Source organism: Variovorax sp. GW531-E2 (assembly GCF_059423125.1).
In genome coordinates, this window is record NZ_JBWKXQ010000002.1 from 77,378 (window position 1) to 94,919 (window position 17,542).

The 17,542-nt window shown below is 68.6% G+C and carries 21 protein-coding genes; 8 read left to right on the forward strand and 13 right to left on the reverse strand.

Features of this window, described 5'->3' with window-relative positions; genetic code table 11:
* Positions 1–2 precede the first annotated feature (2 nt).
* Both AC07XP_RS01810 and ygfZ read right to left on the reverse strand, forming a co-directional pair.
* Positions 3–923, reverse strand: a complete 921-nt coding sequence (locus tag AC07XP_RS01810) for a hypothetical protein (protein WP_495263625.1) — start codon at positions 921–923, stop codon at positions 3–5.
* Positions 924–1,069: 146 nt separating this feature from the next.
* A complete protein-coding gene (gene ygfZ / locus AC07XP_RS01815; protein WP_070060618.1) occupies positions 1,070–1,996 on the reverse strand; it encodes a CAF17-like 4Fe-4S cluster assembly/insertion protein YgfZ in 927 nt (308 codons plus the stop codon).
* A gap of 138 nt (positions 1,997–2,134) precedes the next feature.
* Here ygfZ and mltG point away from each other — a divergent pair, with 138 nt between their 5' ends.
* From mltG to AC07XP_RS01845, 6 genes are all read left to right on the forward strand, one after another.
* Complete coding sequence (gene mltG / locus AC07XP_RS01820; protein ID WP_159271839.1) at positions 2,135–3,160, forward strand: endolytic transglycosylase MltG; 1,026 nt, start codon at positions 2,135–2,137, stop codon at positions 3,158–3,160.
* A gap of 5 nt (positions 3,161–3,165) precedes the next feature.
* Entirely contained in the window at positions 3,166–3,837 is a 672-nt protein-coding gene (gene tmk / locus AC07XP_RS01825) for a dTMP kinase (RefSeq protein ID WP_495263733.1), read from the forward strand.
* The gene (locus AC07XP_RS01830) at positions 3,834–4,856 is read left to right on the forward strand and encodes a DNA polymerase III delta subunit-related protein (RefSeq protein WP_095947640.1); all 1,023 of its coding nucleotides are present in this window, start codon (positions 3,834–3,836) and stop codon (positions 4,854–4,856) included. The genes tmk and AC07XP_RS01830 overlap by 4 nt, the downstream gene beginning before the upstream one ends.
* The gene (locus tag AC07XP_RS01835) at positions 4,853–5,239 is read left to right on the forward strand and encodes a PilZ domain-containing protein (RefSeq protein ID WP_159277007.1); all 387 of its coding nucleotides are present in this window, start codon (positions 4,853–4,855) and stop codon (positions 5,237–5,239) included. The genes AC07XP_RS01830 and AC07XP_RS01835 overlap by 4 nt, the downstream gene beginning before the upstream one ends.
* A gap of 85 nt (positions 5,240–5,324) precedes the next feature.
* Positions 5,325–6,131, forward strand: coding sequence for a TatD family hydrolase (locus AC07XP_RS01840; protein ID WP_062472891.1), 807 nt, complete (start codon positions 5,325–5,327; stop codon positions 6,129–6,131).
* Positions 6,128–6,808, forward strand: coding sequence for an ankyrin repeat domain-containing protein (locus AC07XP_RS01845; RefSeq protein WP_495263626.1), 681 nt, complete (start codon positions 6,128–6,130; stop codon positions 6,806–6,808). The genes AC07XP_RS01840 and AC07XP_RS01845 overlap by 4 nt, the downstream gene beginning before the upstream one ends.
* A gap of 211 nt (positions 6,809–7,019) precedes the next feature.
* Here AC07XP_RS01845 and AC07XP_RS01850 read toward each other — a convergent pair whose 3' ends face one another.
* A complete protein-coding gene (locus AC07XP_RS01850) occupies positions 7,020–7,430 on the reverse strand; it encodes a RidA family protein (protein WP_495263627.1) in 411 nt (136 codons plus the stop codon).
* Between the two features lie 130 nt (positions 7,431–7,560).
* Here AC07XP_RS01850 and AC07XP_RS01855 point away from each other — a divergent pair, with 130 nt between their 5' ends.
* Positions 7,561–8,499: a LysR family transcriptional regulator gene (locus AC07XP_RS01855; protein WP_495263628.1), complete on the forward strand. Its 939-nt coding sequence runs from the start codon at positions 7,561–7,563 to the stop codon at positions 8,497–8,499.
* On the opposite strand, the gene AC07XP_RS01860 is transcribed toward AC07XP_RS01855, so the two are convergent.
* The 8 genes from AC07XP_RS01860 to AC07XP_RS01895 form a co-directional block, all read right to left on the reverse strand.
* A complete protein-coding gene (locus tag AC07XP_RS01860) occupies positions 8,491–10,188 on the reverse strand; it encodes a long-chain fatty acid--CoA ligase (RefSeq protein WP_495263629.1) in 1,698 nt (565 codons plus the stop codon). The two genes, AC07XP_RS01855 and AC07XP_RS01860, sit on opposite strands and share 9 nt — an antisense overlap.
* Before the next feature lie 101 nt (positions 10,189–10,289).
* Positions 10,290–10,739, reverse strand: a complete 450-nt coding sequence (locus AC07XP_RS01865) for a nuclear transport factor 2 family protein (protein WP_495263630.1) — start codon at positions 10,737–10,739, stop codon at positions 10,290–10,292.
* 53 nt (positions 10,740–10,792) lie between these two features.
* Positions 10,793–11,404 carry a TetR/AcrR family transcriptional regulator gene (locus AC07XP_RS01870; protein WP_159277013.1) on the reverse strand — a complete coding sequence of 204 codons (612 nt, stop codon included), beginning with the start codon at positions 11,402–11,404 and terminating at the stop codon, positions 10,793–10,795.
* A 100-nt stretch (positions 11,405–11,504) separates the two neighbouring features.
* Positions 11,505–11,996 (reverse strand): nucleoside deaminase, encoded by a 492-nt coding sequence (locus AC07XP_RS01875; RefSeq protein WP_495263631.1) that lies wholly within the window; start codon positions 11,994–11,996, stop codon positions 11,505–11,507.
* Between the two features lie 19 nt (positions 11,997–12,015).
* Positions 12,016–12,351 carry a hydroxyisourate hydrolase gene (uraH, locus tag AC07XP_RS01880; RefSeq protein ID WP_062472877.1) on the reverse strand — a complete coding sequence of 112 codons (336 nt, stop codon included), beginning with the start codon at positions 12,349–12,351 and terminating at the stop codon, positions 12,016–12,018.
* Between the two features lie 48 nt (positions 12,352–12,399).
* The gene (locus AC07XP_RS01885) at positions 12,400–12,915 is read right to left on the reverse strand and encodes a hydroxyisourate hydrolase (RefSeq protein WP_095947649.1); all 516 of its coding nucleotides are present in this window, start codon (positions 12,913–12,915) and stop codon (positions 12,400–12,402) included.
* Complete coding sequence (gene uraD, locus AC07XP_RS01890) at positions 12,908–13,462, reverse strand: 2-oxo-4-hydroxy-4-carboxy-5-ureidoimidazoline decarboxylase (RefSeq protein ID WP_495263632.1); 555 nt, start codon at positions 13,460–13,462, stop codon at positions 12,908–12,910. The genes AC07XP_RS01885 and uraD overlap by 8 nt, the downstream gene beginning before the upstream one ends.
* A 50-nt stretch (positions 13,463–13,512) precedes the next feature.
* Positions 13,513–14,844 carry an MFS transporter gene (locus tag AC07XP_RS01895; RefSeq protein WP_070060608.1) on the reverse strand — a complete coding sequence of 444 codons (1,332 nt, stop codon included), beginning with the start codon at positions 14,842–14,844 and terminating at the stop codon, positions 13,513–13,515.
* Between the two features lie 199 nt (positions 14,845–15,043).
* Between AC07XP_RS01895 and AC07XP_RS01900 the strand changes: the two genes are divergently transcribed.
* Positions 15,044–16,006 carry a LysR family transcriptional regulator gene (locus AC07XP_RS01900; protein WP_159277016.1) on the forward strand — a complete coding sequence of 321 codons (963 nt, stop codon included), beginning with the start codon at positions 15,044–15,046 and terminating at the stop codon, positions 16,004–16,006.
* 16 nt (positions 16,007–16,022) lie between these two features.
* Here the strand turns inward: AC07XP_RS01900 and AC07XP_RS01905 are convergent, their stop codons facing one another.
* Positions 16,023–16,895: a winged helix-turn-helix transcriptional regulator gene (locus tag AC07XP_RS01905; protein WP_495263633.1), complete on the reverse strand. Its 873-nt coding sequence runs from the start codon at positions 16,893–16,895 to the stop codon at positions 16,023–16,025.
* An 83-nt stretch (positions 16,896–16,978) separates the two neighbouring features.
* The gene (locus tag AC07XP_RS01910) at positions 16,979–17,524 is read right to left on the reverse strand and encodes a DUF1120 domain-containing protein (protein ID WP_495263634.1); all 546 of its coding nucleotides are present in this window, start codon (positions 17,522–17,524) and stop codon (positions 16,979–16,981) included.
* Positions 17,525–17,542: the final 18 nt, after the last annotated feature.

A 17,542-nucleotide genomic window follows, 5' to 3' on the forward strand; every position in this document is an offset into this window, starting at 1 on the left:
GATCAGTAGCGGGCCGGCGGGTCCGGCACGTAGCCGGGGTCCGAGCCCGGGAACGGCGACGGGCCCGACGGACGCGGCCAGCGCTGCGGCACCGGAATGACGCCCGCGGCGACCAGGTTCTCGCGGCTGTCGTAGCGGATGCGGATCACCTCGTCGGGCTGCGAGCTGGCGCGCTCGAAGGTCGTCTTGCCGACGTAGGAGGTCTCGCGCCGTCCGTGGGCCGTGCCCAGGCTCGGGCTGGGCGCCGACTGGCGGGCCATGGCGCTGGCCGACGACTCGGCGGCCATGTCGGCATTGCCGGCGGGTGGGGCCGCCTTGGCACGCGCATCGCCCATCGACGACGGTGCCGGCGGCGCCTCGCTGCGCCGTTCGCGGTTGCTGTTGCCGCCGCTGTACTCGTCGCGCGACGGATAGGGCGTCACGACCGGCGGCGGCGGTTCAGGCCGGCGTTCGCGGAACATCGCGACGCCGATCACGCCCACGTCGTCGGGGCGGCCCGTGCGGCTCGCGTAGGAGTTGCCGGCGGCGGCGAACTCGAAGGCCGCGATCTGCGAATCGCTCTTGCGCCAGCCCGCGATGTCGCTGCGCTCGCGCGGGGCGAACACGTAGCCGTTCTGGCCGACGCCGGCCGTTTCACCCGTGACGACGTTGACGCCGTCCACCGACATCACGGCCATGATGCGTTCGCCCATCGCGTTGCGCGCCCGGATCGCATAGCGCGCGCCGGGGCGGCCGGCCACCCAGTACTCGCCGCGGTGGCGGTAGATCGGCAGCTCGGCGCCGCTCGTGCGGTCGACGATGCTGATGTTCATCAGCCCGCCGATGCGGCTGGCACCGGAGGGGTACGGCCGCATCGGGCTTTCCGCCCCCGCCGACAGCGCGGTCAGGGCCAGGACGGTGGTGAGGAGAAGTCTGCGCTGCATCATGGTGGCTTCCTTGCCAGGAGTGGATCGATGCAGGCTTCTACGGCGGGGCCTCGCGAACGGGGTTAAGCGCCGCGCAAAAAAATGGCGCTGTCGGTGAGACAGCGCCAAGCGCCCCCGGAAAGAAGGCAGGGACGCAGGGGAAATCAGATGTCTTCGAGCAGCGGGTAGGGCAGCGGCTCGACCGACAGCGCCGGTCCGCCGGGCGCCCCCGCGTGCAGGCCGCCGGCCTCGAGCGCGGCGATCTGGATCGAGATGAGCGCCGACCAGCCGCCGTCGGGCGCAGGCGCGGCCTGCGCCACGGTGCCCACGGGCTGTTCAGCGTCGTTGGCTGCGAACACCTCCTGGCCCGCGGCCAGCGGGGCATCGGTCTGCGCGAGGTAGGTGCGGCGCTTGAGCGTGCCGCGGAACTGGCTGCGGGCCACGATTTCCTGGCCGGGATAGCAGCCCTTCTTGAAGTTCACGCCACCCACCGACTCGTAGTTGATCATCTGCGGCACGAAGGCCTCGATCACCGGGGTGGTCAGCGTGACGATGCCGCTGCGCACCTCGCTCCAGGGCCACAGGGCGGCGTCGAGCGTCGGGCCCACGGGCGCCTTCTGGTCGGCCGGCGCGATCCACAGCGCGCGCGGCACGCCGTCGGCCGGGTACAGCGACACCACGCTGATGTCTTCGCCGATGGCCGTGCGACGACCGGGCGGCAGGGCCGCGTCCAGGCCGTTGGCGGTCAGGGCCGTGCCGGCCACGCCGTGCAGCGCGAACTGCTCGGTGGCGTCGGTCAGCTTGACCTTGGCGCGCAGCACGTACATCGACAGGCGCTTGAGCGTGGCCGCTAGGATGTCGCGGCTGCACACCAGCAGGATGAGTTCGGGTTGCGGCCGGATGCCGATGAAGCTGGCGATCACGCGGCCCTTGGCCGTGCAGAGCGCCGCCAGGCGGGCTTCGGTGGCGCCGAGCAGCGAGAAATCCTGCGTGAGCTGGCCGTGCAGGAAGCTGGCGGCATCGGGGCCTTCGGCGCGGATCACGCCGAGGTGGGGCAGGGTGCTCACCCCGTTGAGAACGACTGTGGTCATCGCTGAATTATCATGGCCGTGCCTGTTCCTTCGGGGCGGCAGGGATTCCCCGTCGCAGCGACGGGGCCGGCCGTTCCCGCGGGCCTGTGTCCATCGTCTTGCAGGCCCTTTTTCTTCCTCCGTCTTTTCCTCGGATTCGTGCGCAGCTTCTTCCTCACGCTCTTCCTGCTCGTGGCCCTGGCCGTCCTGGCGCTCGGCGGCGCCGGTCTCTGGTGGGTGCACCAGCCGCTCAAGTTGCCGACGCCCAGCGTCGACCTGTCGGTGGAGCCCGGCACCACGCCGCGCGGCATCGCCCAAGCCGTGGCCGACACCGGCGTCGACGTGCAGCCGCAGCTGCTGTACCTGTGGTTCCGCGTCTCGGGGCAAGACCGCCAGATGCGCGCCGGCAGTTACGAACTGGAACGCGGTGTCACGCCCAAACTGCTGCTCAACATCCTGGTGCGCGGCGAGGAGGCCACGCGCAGTGTGGTGCTGGTCGAAGGCTGGAACATCCGCCAGGTGCGCGCCGCGCTCGCCAAGGCCGAGCAGCTCAAACCCGAAAGCGTGGGCATGAGCGAAGACGCGCTGATGGCCGCGCTGGGCAAGCCGGGCCTGCACCCCGAAGGGCGCTTCTTCCCGGACACCTACACCTACTCGAAGGGCTCGACCGACATCGCGCTGCTGCAGCGCGCCATGCGGGCCATGGACAAGAAGCTCGAGGCCGCCTGGGCGGCACGCGCGGCCGATTTGCCGCTCAAATCGGCCGATGAGGCGCTTATTCTGGCCAGCATTGTCGAAAAGGAGACAGGCAAGGCCAACGACCGCGCGGAGATTGCCGCCGTCTTCACCAACCGGCTGCGCATCGGCATGCCGCTGCAGACCGACCCGACCGTGATCTACGGCATGGGCACCGCCTTCGACGGCAACCTGCGCAAGCGCGACCTGCAGACCGACACGCCCTGGAACACCTACACCCGCGGCGGCCTGCCGCCCACGCCGATCGCCATGCCCGGCAAGGCCGCGCTGCTGGCGGCGGTGCAGCCGGCGCAGAGCAAGTCGCTGTACTTCGTCTCGCGCGGCGATGGCACGAGCCAGTTCAGCAGCTCGCTCGACGACCACAACCGCGCGGTCAACCGCTACCAGCGAGGCGGCGGCAGCAGCTCCCAACCCAAGGCGACCCAATGAATTCGATCAGCAATGGCGGTCTGTTTCTGACGCTGGAAGGCATCGACGGCGCGGGCAAGTCCAGCCACCTCGACGCGCTGGAAGCCCGCTTCAAGGCGCAGGGCCGCACCGTGGTGCGCACGCGCGAACCCGGCGGCACGCCGCTGGCCGAGACGCTGCGCGGGCTGGTGCTCGAGCAGCCGATGAACCCGCTGACCGAATCGCTGCTGGTGTTTGCGGCGCGCTGCGACCACATCGCCCAGGTCATCGAACCGGCGCTGGCGCGCGGCGAGGTCGTGCTGTGCGACCGTTTCACCGACGCCACCTTCGCCTACCAGGGCGCGGGGCGCGGCTTCGACACCACCGTGCTGGCGACCCTCGAACAGTGGGTGCAGGCGGGCCGGGCCGGTCTGCCGGTGTCGCAACTGCTGCAGCCCCAAGTGACCGTGTGGTTCGACCTCGCCCCCGAGATCGCCGCCCAGCGCCTGGCCGGCGCGCGCGTGCCCGACAAGTTCGAGGCTCAGCCCGTCGAGTTCTTCCGCCGCGTGGCGCAGGGCTATGCGGCCCGCGCCGCCGCCGATGCCTCGCGCTTCGTGCGCATCGATGCGAGCCAGGCCCGCGACCAGGTCTGGCAGCAGATCGACACCGCGCTGGTGGCGCGTGGCGTGCTGTCGCCGGTGCGGGGAGCCGCGCGATGAGCGAGCCGGTGAACACGTTGACCCCGTGGCTGCGCCAGCCCCTGGCCGAACTGCTGCGCCAGCGCGGCCATGCCTGGCTGCTGCAAGGCCCGTCGGGCATCGGCCAGTACGAACTCGCGCTGGCGCTCGCCGCCGCCTGGCTGTGCGAACAGCCGGTGGAGGAGGGCGGTGCCGCCTGCGGCCACTGCGCGAGCTGCCACGCCATCGAGGTCCGCACCCACGCCGATCTGTGCGTGCTGATGCCCGAGGTCGCGATGCAGGAACTGGGCTGGCCGCTTGACGAAAAGGCGCAGTCCGACATCGACGACAAGAAGCGCAAGGCCAGCCGCGAGATCCGCGTCGAAGCCATGCGCGACGCCGTCGGCTTTGCCCAGCGCACCAGCGCGCGAGGCCGCGGCAAGGTCGTGCTCGTGTACCCGGCCGAGCGCATGAACACCATCACCGCCAACGCGCTGCTCAAGACGCTCGAGGAACCCGTCGGCGACGTGCGCTTCGTGCTCGCCAGCGAAGCCGCGTGGCAGCTGCTGCCGACCATCCGCAGCCGCTGCCTGGGCTTCACGCTGCCATGGCCCGAAACCGCCGAGGCCGAGGCCTGGCTGGTGGCGCAGGACGTGCCGGCCGCCGATGCCGCGCAACTGCTGCGTGCCGCAGGCGGACGGCCCAGCGATGCGTTGCGGCTGGCGCGCTCGGGCCAGTCGCCCAAGGCATGGTCGCTGCTGCCCAAGGCCGTGTCGCGCGGCGACGTGGGCGCGCTGGCCGACCAGGCGCCGGCCCAGGCCGTCGTCTCGCTGCAGAAGCTCTGCCACGACCTGATGGCGGTGGGCCACGGCGCCGAACCCCGTTTCTTCGACGCGGCCGACCTGCCACCGGCCCCGCACAAGCTGGCGCTGGCGCGCTGGTCGAAGTCGCTCGCCGCCGCCGCGCGGACCGCCGAGCACCCGTTCAACGCCGGCCTCATGCTCGAAGCGCTTGTGAGCGAGGCGCGAAGCACCCTAAACTCTGCCGCTCGCCGCCCATGAACCAACCTGTCGCTCCCGCCGCTGCCGCTTCGTCTGCCACGCCCGCCCGGCCGAGCGTCATCCAGCTCGCCATCAAGGAAAAGGGCGCGCTCTACGCGGCCTACATCCCACTGTTTGCCGAGGGCGGCATCTTCATTCCGACCACGCGCGAGTACCGGCTGGGCGACGACGTCTACGTGCTGCTCACGCTGCCCGAAGACCCGCAGCGCTATCCGGTGGCTGGCAAGGTCGCCTGGATCACGCCGGCCCGCGCCGCTGGCAACCGGGCGCCGGGCGTCGGCGTGCGCTTTCCCTCGGACGAGAAGTCGCGCCAGCTGAAGGCGCGCATCGAAGCCGCGCTCGGTGGCTCCATGGCCTCCGACCGCCCGACCCAGACCATCTGAGTTCTTTCTCCGCCGCCGTCCCCGTGACGCGGAACTCCGGACACGGCGCGATCTCCCACAGGCGCGCCGCACTTCATCCTTTCCGATGTTCACCGACTCCCACTGCCACCTGACTTTTCCCGAATTCGCGGACCAGATGCCCCAGATTCGCGCCGCCATGGCCGCCGCCAAGGTCGACCGGGCCCTGTGCATCTGCACCAAGCTCGAGGAATTCGACGACGTGCAGGCCCTGGCCGCCAGCTACGACAACTTCTGGGCCAGCGTGGGCGTGCACCCCGACAACGAGGACATCGCCGAGCCCACCGTGGAAGAGTTGGTGCGCCTGTCGGCGCGCCCGCGTGTCGTGGCCATCGGCGAGACCGGCCTCGACTACTACCAGATGGAAGAACGCAAGGGCGGCCGCAGCATCGCCGACATGGAGTGGCAGCGCGACCGCTTCCGCGTGCACATCCGCGCCGCGCAGCAGACCCGCAAGCCGCTCATCATCCACACGCGTGACGCCTCGGCCGACACGCTGGCGATCCTCAAGGAGGAGGGCGAAGACGGCGCGGGCAGGGCGGCCGGCGGCGTATTCCATTGCTTCACCGAAACCGCCGAGGTGGCACGCGCCGCGCTCGACCTGGGTTTCTACATCTCCTTTTCGGGCATCCTGACCTTCAAGAAAGCCCAGGACCTGCGCGACGTGGCGGCCTTCGTGCCGCTGGACCGCATGCTGATCGAGACCGACAGCCCCTACCTGGCGCCCGTGCCGTATCGCGGCAAGACCAACAACCCGTCGTACGTGCCCTTCGTGGCACAACAGATCGCCGAACTGCGACAAATGCCCGTAGAGGACATCGCCAAGGCGACAAGCGACAACTTCGAAACATTGTTCAGGGAAGTCAAATCATGAAAAACTACTTTAGGAAGTCGATATATCTTGTTGTCATGGCTGCATCTTTTGCAGCACATGCCGGTTCGTTCGAAGACTTTTTCCGTGCCGTGCGCGGCGACAACGCCAGTGGTGTGCGCACCCTGCTGAACCGCGGTTTCGACCCGAACACGCGCGACGAACACGGCCAGACCGGTTTGATGCTCGCGCTGCGCGAGCCGTCGCCGAAGGTCATCCAGGTGCTGATGGAGTCGCCGCAGCTCAACGTCGATCTGGCCAATGCCAAGGACGAGACGCCGCTCATGCTGGCGTCGATCAAGGGCCAGCAGGACTTGGTGGTGCAACTGCTCAAGCGCGACGCAGCGGTCAACAAGACCGGCTGGGCACCGTTGCATTACGCGGCCAGCAGCGGGCAGCTGTCGATCATGAAGCTGCTGCTCGAGAACCACGCCTTCATCGACGCCCAGTCGCCCAACGGCACGACGCCGCTGATGATGGCCGCGATGTACGGATCAAACGATGCCGTGAAGCTGCTGCTGGCCGAAGGCGCAGACACGGCGATGAAGAACCAGCTTGGCATGACTGCGGTCGACTTTGCAGTGAAGGCGAATCGGGCTGAGTCTGCGGAGCTGATCAAGGCGGCTGGGGATGCGAAGGCGAACGGGGTGAAGGCGGTGCCGAAGGATGGGAAATGGTGAGCGGCTGGATGGGTTGAGTGCGGCTTGAATGGCTCATCTAAGATCAACACAACAATGTGCATTATGTAAAATGATTTGTGTGCGTATGGAACGCTTGCCGCGGTGAACCTGAGAACCTGGGCACTCCTCGACCCGAGCCCAATGCCCCTCCAGCCTTGGCACTTCGCCCAGCCCTTCATTTCAGGCCAGAGCGAAGTAGCCCAGAGTCGAATCAACTCAGCGTGCTCCCATCCGGCAGCTTCGCAATCACCTTGATCTCGAACTGGAACCCATAGAGCCACGTCACGCCGATTCCGGTCAGCGTCGGGTGCGGCGCTTCGCCCCAGTACTCGGGCACCAGTTTCCAGATCGTTTCGAAGTTCGATTCTGGATCGACGATGAAGACCGTCACGTCGACCACGTCGTCGAAGGTGCAGCCCGCGGCTTTCAGGATCGCGTTCAGGTTGTCGAACGCGCGCCGCACCTGCGCCTCCAGTTCAGGCTCCGGCGAACCGTCTTCGCGGCTGCCGACCTGTCCCGACACGAACAGGAAGCCGTTGGAGCGAACGGCTGGCGAATAGCGGTTGCGGTCATAGAGCGCCTGGCGCCCAGATGGAAAAACGACGTCGCGTGAGGAGGCCATGGGGTGTTTTCTTTCTGCGGTGAATGAGGACGATGCAGGGACTTTAGGAAGCCATGCGCCATCGATAAACGGGCAAAGCCAACAATCACTGTTTGCAGATCCCAAACAATCGCCGCGCAGGAGCCCTCCCATGGACCGTTTCGATGCAATGCAGGCCTTCACCCGCGTGGTGGAAGCCGGCAGCTTCACCAAGGCCGCCGACACGCTGCACGTGAGCAAGACCAGCGTGACCCAGCTCGTGCAGCAGTTGGAGGCGCGGCTGCGCGTGAAGCTGCTCCATCGCACGACGCGCAAGGTAAACGTCACGGCCGATGGCGCGGCGTACTACGAGCGTGCGGTGCGGCTGCTGGCCGACCTGGACGATGCCGAGACCAGCCTGTCGAGTGCCGCCGCCCTGCCCCGCGGCCGCCTTCGTGTGGACGTGCCCAGCCCGCTGGCCCGCATGATCCTGGTGCCCGCGCTGCCGGCCTTTCATGCGCGCTACCCCGACATCCAGCTCGACATGGGCGTGAGCGACCGCATGGTCGATGTGATCGGCGAGAACGTCGATTGCGTCGTGCGCGGCGGCGAGCTCACCGACCCCTCGCTCATGGCCCGCCGCGTGGGCGACCTGCAGCTCGGCGTCTATGCGGCCCCGGGCTATCTCGAACTGGCCGGCACGCCGACGCACCCGCGCGAGCTGGAAGACACGCACCACCGCATCGTCGGCTTCCTGTGGTCGCGCCACGGCAAGACCTTTCCGTACGCCATGCGCCGCGGCGATGAGCGCGTCGACGTGCAGGGCCGCTACGTGCTGTCGGTCGACGACGGCAATGCCTACCTCGCCGCGGGACTGGCGGGCCTGGGCATCCTCTGGCTGCCGGACTACATGGCCGCGCCGCACCGGGCGCGCGGCGAACTGGTGCCGTTGTTCGAAGACTGGCAGCTCGATCCGATGCCGCTGTATGTGGCGTTCGCGCCGAACCGGCATGTGAGCGCCAAGCTGCGCGCGTTCATCGAGTGGGTCGCCGGGCTGATGGCGCAGCATGCGCCGGTCATCGTTCGCCCGGGCCCGTCGGATTCACGTTGACGCGGCCTCTGCTTCCTGCAACGCGCGCCACATCACCTTGCCGCTGCCGCTCTTGGGCAGCGCGTCGACGAACTGCACCACGCGTGGCGCCTTGTACGCCGCCATGTTCGCGGCGCACCAGTCGATGATGTCTTGCGCGCTCACCGGCGCTTGCGCGGGCTTGAGCACCACCAGCGCCTTGACCGATTCGCCGCGGTAGGCGTCCCGGGTCGCGATCACGCAGGCCTCCTGGATGGCCGGGTGACGGAACATCAGCGCCTCCACCTCGGCCGGCCAGACCTTGAAGCCGCTCGCGTTGATCATCCGCTTGAGCCGGTCGGTGACGAAGAAGTAGCCCTCCCCGTCCACATGCCCCATGTCGCCGGAGCGAAAGAACCGTTTGCCGTCGATCTCGACAAAAGCGGCCTCGGTGTCCGCGGGCCGCTTCCAGTAGCCCGCGAAGACCTGCGGCCCGTGGATCACGATCTCCCCTTGCGCTCCCGGCGCGACCTCGCGGCCCGTGTCGGGGTCGATCACGCGCGCGTCGGTGCTCATGAACGGGATGCCCAGGCACTGCAGCTTGGGCGCATCAGGCGGGTTGTAGTGCGAGGGCGCGGCGGTCTCGGTCAGGCCGTAGGCCTCGACATAACGCAGACCGTACTGCTCGAACAGCCGCTGCGCCACCGCCTGCGGCATCGCCGCCCCGCCCCCGCCGATGGCGACCAGGCTCGACAGGTCGAAGCGCGCCACGTTCGGGCTGGCCAAGAGGTCGATGACCATGGTCGGGATGTTGGCCCAGTGCGTGACCTGGTGCGTGGCGATCAGCCGGCCTGCCAGCTCGCGGTCCCAGCGCGGCATGAGCACGGCCGTGGCGCCCACCTGCATCGCCGCGTGCATGACGCCGACCATGCCGGTGATGTGGAACATCGGCACGGCCACGAGGTGGATGCTCTGCGGCGTCACGTTGCCCCAGGCGTTGATGGCCATCGCGTTGTGCATCGCGTTCACGTGGCTGAGCATGCAGCCCTTGGGCAGGCCGGTCGTGCCGCTGGTGTAGGGCAACAGGGCCAGTGCGTCCGCATCGGCGCTGGCCACGGGCGGCGCTGCTTCGCAGGCCAGGCAGTCGGACCACGCATGCACCGCGCCACCGGCCAGCGTCGGCAGCTCACGTCGCGGCAGCAGCCACGGCGCCCAGGCTGCCGGCATGTCCTGTTCCGACAGCGCGGCCGGGTCGAAGGCATCGGTGAACTGCGTCACGACGAGGTGGCGCAGCTGCTGCGCCTGCGGCAGGGCGTCGCTGGCTTTCGCGAGTTCGACGGCGAGGTCCGCCGTCGCAATCGCCACCTGGGCATCGGGGTCCACGATGAAATGCTTCAGCTCCTCGGCGCGGTTCATCGGGTTGACCGGCACCACCACGGCATCGGCGCGCAGGATCGCGAAATGCGCGATCACCAGTTGCGGGCAGTTCTGCATCGCCAGCAGCACGCGGTCGCCGGGGCGCACGCCCAGCGCATGCAGGCCCGCCGACAGCCGTTCGACGGCGGCCCACAGCTGCGCGTAGCTCAGCGTGCGGCCCATGAAGATGAGCGCGGCCTTGTCCGGAAAGCGGCGGGCATTGACCGCGAGGTTGTCCCACAGCGGCGTGCGCGCCGCGTGCAAGGCGCGAGGCAGGCGCTGAGGCCAGAACGTGTGATGCGGGCGGGTGTGCATGGCGTGCTCCTGGTTGGGTGGTAACCGGTCGTTGGGCGTGGCTGCGCCCTGCCCGCTTCCAACAAGCCGGAAGCGGGAGCGATGCTTCAAGAACGAGACGGCTACGGCTGGCCGGGCGCGATGCCCGCGCGTGCAAAGGCGGCCTGCGACTGGGCGCCGTTCATGTAGACGTCCTTGCGCGTCACCTCGCCGGCGTCGTTGACGTCGACCACGTCGAGCATCTCGACGCGCGCGGTGAACGGCTGCCCTGCCGTGTCCTTCAGCGGCAGCACCATCACCCACTCCAGCACCCAGTGCCGCGCGCCGAACAGGCTGCGCCGCAGCTCGAAACTGAAGGGATAGCGGGCGAACACGCCGACGCAGTACTGGCGCAGCGCCTCGCGCCCGCGCACCGGCGCGGAACCGTCGTGCAGCCGGTAGGTCGTGTCTTCGGAATGCAGCGACGCGATGCGGTCAGGGTCGCGCGTTTCCCATCCGACGTGGTACCGCGCGAACAACGCTTCGGTCCCCAGGGCGGGGTCGGCGGGATCGGTCTTGCCAGGAAACGCCATGTCTGTCTCCATCGGATGCGATGGAGAAAATTTACCGACCCGAAGTCGGTTTGTCAATCCGGGTGTGAATCCGACCCGTGTTGCTGCAGCCCGCACAGCATGGTTTCGAGCAACCGGCAGTGCAACTGCACGGCGGCCACCGGGTCTTGCGCCGCCCCGCAGGCCAGCGCCGCTTCGGCCACCGCGCCGGCAATGAGCCGCGTGGCGGCCTCGATCTCTTCGGGCGGCGTGCCCGCCGGCATGATCGCCACGAGCCCGGTGCGGATCGAGTCCATGAAGTGGCGGTCGTCGATGCCGCGCCAGCGCTCCCAACCGAGCACCACGGGTCCGTCGACCAGGATCAGCTGGCGCAAGCCTTCCTGCGTGGCCGCTTCGAGGTAGATGCGCAGGTTGGTCGCGATGGTGTGGGGCGAGCGATGCCCTTCGATGCGCTGGATGCGCGTGCCGAGTTCCGCCGCCAGCTCGGCCTGCACCGCATCGAGCACGGCCTCGAAGACATCGTGCTTGGCGCGGAAGTGGTGATACAGGCCGCCCTTGGCGATCCCCGCGCCGGCCGCGATGTCGTCGATGCTGACGGCCGCGAACCCCCGCTCTATGAACAGCTGTCGCGCCGAGGCGAGGATGGCCCCGACGGTGGTTGCGCTGCGCTTGGCCTGCTGGACCATGTGCGTCTTTCTCCTCGATGGCTGCTGCGCCACGTGAACACGCGGGCAGTATGGCACGCAGCATCGGCCCGGCAGGCTCGGGCGCAGCGCTGTCTCCGGCTCAACCCGCCGGCTGCGCCACCTTGCTCCAGGCCTCGTACAGGTCTTCGTCGCTTTCGTCGCGCACCGGCAGCGAATGCAGCTTCATCTCACGCTGTTCCACCGGCCGGGCGATCTCGACATAGCCGCGCGCGGCCGACAGGTCGAAGGGCTCTCCGTCTTCGTTCGAGTAGGCGTAGAACACCTCCTTCACGCCCGACAGGTACATCGCCGTCAGGCACATCGAGCACGGGTAGCCGCTGGCATACACGGTGCAGCCCGACAGGTCGGTGCTCTTCAGGGCCTTGGCGGCGGCGCGCACGGCCTGCATCTCGGCGTGGGCCGAGGGGTCGCACAGGGCGTCCACTTCGTTGACCGCGGTGGCGATGACCTTGCCGTCGCGCGCAATCACCGCGCCGAAGGGCCAGGTCTTGCGCTCGCGGATGTTGCCCATGGCGAGGCGGATGGAGTCGAGCAGGTACGCGCCTGCGTGGGGGTCATGGGAAGTTGTCATTCAGGAAAAGCTCCCGCGGTCAGCTGCCGCGATAGGTGGAAAAAAACCAGGGGGCGCACAGCATCGGCACGTGGTAGTGCTGCGCGGCGTCGGCGATGGCGAAGCGCACGGGTACCACGTCGGACAGCGCATCGGCCGCCTTGAAGTGGTCCCCGACGTGGAACTGCAGCTCGAACTGCCCGGTGCGCGCCGAAGCGGCGGCCAGCATGGGCGCGTCGGTGCGGCCGTCGGCGTTGGTGCGCGTGCTGTTCAGGCGCGTGGGCGGCGTGGTCGCCACGTCGTAGAGGTCGACCTTCAGCCCGACGAGCGGGCGGCCGGTGGTGATGTCGAGCACGTGGGTGGTGATGCCGGTCATACGAACAAAACTCCTTGCAGACGATGGGAACGAACGGGGCCTGCTTGTTCAGCTGCCGCGCGAGTAGGTGTAGCTCCACGGGCCGAACTGGATCGGCAGGTGGATGCGCTCGGCCACGTTGGCCACGCGGATGCGCACCGGCAGCTTCGACAGGAACGGCGGCGTGGGCAGGCGCGACTGCTTGCGCGCAAAGTACTCGTCCACGTGCAGCAGCAGCTCGTAGTCGCCGGCGCGGTAGCTGTCGCCGATCAGCAGCGGCTCGTCGGAGCGGCCGTTGCCGTTCATGGTCACGGTGCGCAGCAGCTTGAAGCCGTCGCCCTCGCGCACCGAGAGATCGATGCGCAGACCGGTCGCCGCGGCGCCGTGGAAGGTGTCGAGCGCGTGCACGGTCAGGCGCGGGCTCACGCCGTGCAGCACGATGGGGCCGCTGGCCTGGGCCGGGCCGGCGGGTGCGGCCGTTGTCTGCGCAACAGCACCGTGGGGCGCCAGGGCTGCGGCGCCGAGCGCGAGGCCCGACAGCGCGAAGCGACGGCGTGCGGGCAGGGAAATTTCTTTCTCAGGCATGGACCGCTCCTTGGGAGGTGGACGAACCCAGCAGCGTGTCGATGCGACCGCGGGTGATGAGGCCGATCTGCGTCAGCGCCGCGCGGCGCTCGGCTTCGGTGGACTCGGCGGCGCGGCTGCGCAGCGCCTCGAAGATCTGGCCCTTGGTGCTGCGCCGCACCGCGATGATGAAAGGAAAGCCGTGCCGCTCTCGGTACACGCGGTTCAGTCGCTGGATCTCGGCCATCTCTTCGCGGCTCAGTGCGTTCAACCCTGCACTGCCCTGCTCGCCGACAGACTCGACGGTCATCGTGCCGGCCTGGGCTTCGCGGCCCGCCAGCTCGGGGTGGCCGCAGAGGAACGCCAGCTGCTGGGCGTCGGGTGCGCGGCGCACCACGTCGAGCATGGCTTCGTGCAGCGCGTCGATGGTGGCGAAGGGCCTTAGCGACCAGGCCGAGCGTGCGACCCAGGGCGAATTCTCGAAAGTCGGCCCGAGTGCGGCGACGAACGCGTCGCAGTCCATGGCGTTGAGCGCCTGGAGATCGAAACGATGGGCGTGGGAAGGCATGGAGAGCATCTCCTTTGTATTCAGACAGACGGACGAAGGGGTGAAAGGAATCAGCGCGCGGGCGTCTTGTGCAGGCGCGGCACGAACAGCAGGATCAGCACGGTGGCGCAAATTTCGACCGCCGCGACCACATACAGGCCCGGCGCCAGGCTGCCGGTAGCGGTCTTGATGAGGCCCAGCATCCACGGCGCGCCGAAGCCCGCGAGGTTGGCGATCGAGTTGATCAGCGCCACGCCGCCGGCGGCTGCGGTGCCGGCCAGGAAGCGGTTGGGCATCTGCCAGAACACGGGGATCGCGCTCATGGTGCCGACGATGGCCAGCGTGAGGCCCGCCAGCACCAGGGCCGGGCTCTGGCGCAGGAACAGCGCCACCACCAGCAACGCACCCGAACCGAGCGCCGCGGCCAGTGCGCAGTGGTAGCGCGACTCCTGGTGGCGGTCAGAGTGGAAGCCGTTCCAGATCATCCCGGCCGCGCCGCACAGGTAGGCGCCGGCCATGATCCAGCCCACGGTCAGCGGGTTGGTGAAACCGATCTCTTTCACCAGCGTCGGACCGTAGAAGGTGAGCGACGAGTTCGCCGCGATGATGCAGAAGAAGATCAGGATCAGCAGCCAGAACTTGCCGTTCTTCAGCGAGGCCAGCATGCTGTGCTCGCGGTGGCCCAGCGTCTTGCGGTCGCGTTCCAGGTCGTCGTGCACCAGCTGGCGTTCACGCGCCGTGAGCCAGTGGGCCTGCTCGGGGCGGTCGGTCAGGTAGAAGTAGGTGGCGATGCCGGCCAGCACCGAGGGAATGCCCTCGAGCAGCAGCACCCACTGCCAGCCGGCCCAGCCGTTCACGCCATGCATGTTGTTCATGATGGTGCCGGCCAGCGGCCCGCCGATCACGCCCGCGAAGGCCGAGGCCGACATGAACATGCCGAAGGCCTTTGCGCGCCGGCTGTCGGGGAACCAGTAGGTCAGGTACAGGATGATGCCGGGGTAGAAACCGGCCTCGAACACGCCCAGCAGGAAGCGCAGCAGGTAGAACATCTCGGTGCTCTTCACGAACATCGTGGCGATCGAGGTCAGGCCCCAGCCGATCGTGATGCGCATGATGGTCTTCTTGGCGCCGATCTTCTGCAGCAGCAGGTTGCTGGGCACCTCGAAGAAGAAGTAGCCCAGGAAGAAGATGCCCGCGCCCAGCCCGTAGGCCGCCTCGCTCCACTTCAGGTCGTCCAGCATCGTCAGCTTGATGAAGCCGATGTTGACCCGGTCGATCCAGGCCAGCACCCACAGCAGCATCAGGAAGGGAATCAGGCGGAAGATGATCTTGCGGTAGATGCCGTCCAGTTCCGCCGTGGCGGTGTGTTCCCGGACTGGCGCCATCGTGGCGTCCATGCTCATGGTTGTCTCCATTTCTAGGTGTGGACGGGACGCGCCGCCTGGGACCTTCTGTGGGTCCGCTTGCGGCTGCCGTTCCCGCTGGTGGCGAACTGTAGGCAGATATCGCGGCCCCGGATCACGCTCTCTAGAATGTGCGGCATAACGGTTTGCCATGATGGTCTTGCCGCCGGCAACGCCCTCAGAGGCCCTTTTCTCCGCCATGTCACGCTCCCACGCCCCCGTCGACACCTACCTGCTGCGCGTGCTGGTCGCCCTGGTGGCCGAACGCAGCGTCTCCCGGGTGGCCGTGCGGATGAACCAGACCCAGCCCGCCATCAGCACCGCCCTGCGCCGGCTGCGCGAGGTGTTCGCCGACCCCATCCTGGTGCGCGAGCGCAGCGGCATGGTGCCCACCGAGCGGGCGCTGCAGCTGCGCGACCGCGCGCGCGGCGCGCTGCTCGAAATCGACCGCATGCTCTCGGGCCCCGAGCAGTTCGAGCCTGCTTCGAGCGCGATGACCTTCCACCTCGCGCTGCCCGACTACCTGGCGATGAGCTTCCTGGCCGACGTGACCACGCGGTTTCGCGCCGAGGCGCCACACGCGCGGCTGGTGGTGCACCCGCTGAGCGTCACCTACGACTACGAGCGCGCGCTGGCGCAGGGCGAGCTCGACATCGTCATCGGCAACTGGCCGCAGCCGCCCGACCGGCTGCACCTGTCGCTCCTGCTCGAAGACGACCTGATGTGCCTCATGGGCAAGAACAACCCGCTGGCCGCCAAGGGCGCCATGACGATGGAGCGCTACATCGCGGCGCGCCACGTGGTGCCCACGCCGTATGCGGCGTCGCAGCGCGGCGTGGTCGAGACGCACCTGGCCACCTTGCGCCAGACGCGCGAGGCCTGCATTGCCGTGCCCTACTTCACCGTGGCGCCGCACCTGCTGGTGGGCACCGACCTGGTCTTCACCACCGCGCGCCATTTCGCGATGCAGTTCGTGCACACGCTGCCGCTGGTGGCGGTGCCCGCGCCGCAGGGCTTTCCGCGCATGCGCTTCTACCAGCTGTGGCACGACCGCTCGCAGCACGAGCCGGCGCACCGCTGGCTGCGTGGCATCCTGGCGGCGGTGGCATCGGGGCTGGCGCGGCCCGATGCGGCGGAAGTCACCGCACCCGCAAGCGCCTAGGCCGATCGCCTTTCGCTCAGGCGGCCGAACCCGGCGCAGCGGCCCCGCTCCCCCACGCGCGCTCCCCTGCCCTTCGGACGGGTTCCCGCTGCCGGCGCCTGTTCTCTTCCGGCGCGCTGGCCGTGGTGCTCAACCGGTAGCCCTGCCCCGGAACGGCCTGCAGTTCCAACCCATGGCGTCCGGCGCCCAGGCCGAGCTTGCGCCGCAGGCCGCACACGTTCGTGGAGAGCACCCCGGAGCCGCAGCGATGGCCGCTGTCCCACACCAGCGCGCGCAGTGCGTGGTGGGTCAGGACCTGATCGACGTTCCTGAACAGCACGATGGCCAGGTCGAACTCATTGGGCGTCAATTCGACCCGGATGCCGGCCACCTGCGCACTGTCCGCGGACAGGTCAAAGCGGAACGCCCCCCATTCGACGAACTGGCCCGCCACCCGTGCCCGGTGCCACTGCAGGAAGCACCGCATCAGCAGGTACGCCTCTTCGAACGAAGACGGTGTCACCTCCACGTGGTCGGATTCGCGTGCATGCAGGACCGCCAGTTCACGCAGACCGCGCTTGCTGCCGCTCAGGACCAGGGGGCACTCTGGGCCCACTTGCTCCCGCACCTGGGCGATCAGTGCGCCCGCCGCGCCGGCATCCACCGGGCAGGCCACGACCACGGCGTCGAAGCGAAGGTGGAGGTAGCGGCACGCCTGCATCAATTCCAGTGCGCTGGTGAAGACCAGCGGCCAATGGCCGAGCCTGCGGATGGCCCGCCCCATCTGCTGTCGGGGCCGCAGTTCCGGGTCGATCACCGCAATGGTGGCGCACACGGGCTCATCCCACAGGATGGGCAGCCGCAGCGTGGAGGGAATGGCGGTGTGGACTGTGCAATGGCTCTGCTTCAAGGGTCGCTCCAGAGGTAGATGGATCGGATGTCGAATCGCCTTGTGGGCGAACCGAATGGGTGGCCTGTGCTCTGGATGACGGGCTAACGGCCCAGAACTTCGAAACGCCCCGCGCCTTCCCAGGTGCTTTCGGCCGCGACGCGCGTGGCGGCGGCCCCCACGAAGGGCTCGATCTCGAGCTGCACCGTCAGGCGCTGGCCCCGGGCCAGGCCCGCGCTGTCCATGGGCGACATCCGGTCGCCGGGCCGAAGGAACGACGAAGGGGCAACACCCGTGGCGTCCGCGTGCGATGCGGCCAGGCGAACCGGCCTGCCGTCGAGTTGCGCCTGCACGATCCGGAGGGTGAAGCGGTCGTTCGCGGCAAACCGGAACCCCGTGTCGTCCGCCGCCGCGCCCTGGAACGACAGCGCCATCGCCGTACGTTCGGCGCACACCGCCGTGAGCGCCACGAGGCGCTTGCCCAGCGAGGCCCGGGCGGGGTCGGGCTGGCGCTCCAGCAGCTGTGCGCGGGTCATCCGTCCGTAGTCGACGAGCGACTCGCTCAGTTGCGCGTCGCAGCGTGCCGAGGCCTGTGCATGCGCCGGCGTTGCTGCCAGCGCGGCAAGTGCCATGCCGAACGTCGCGCTCATTCGGCGCAGGCTTTTCAT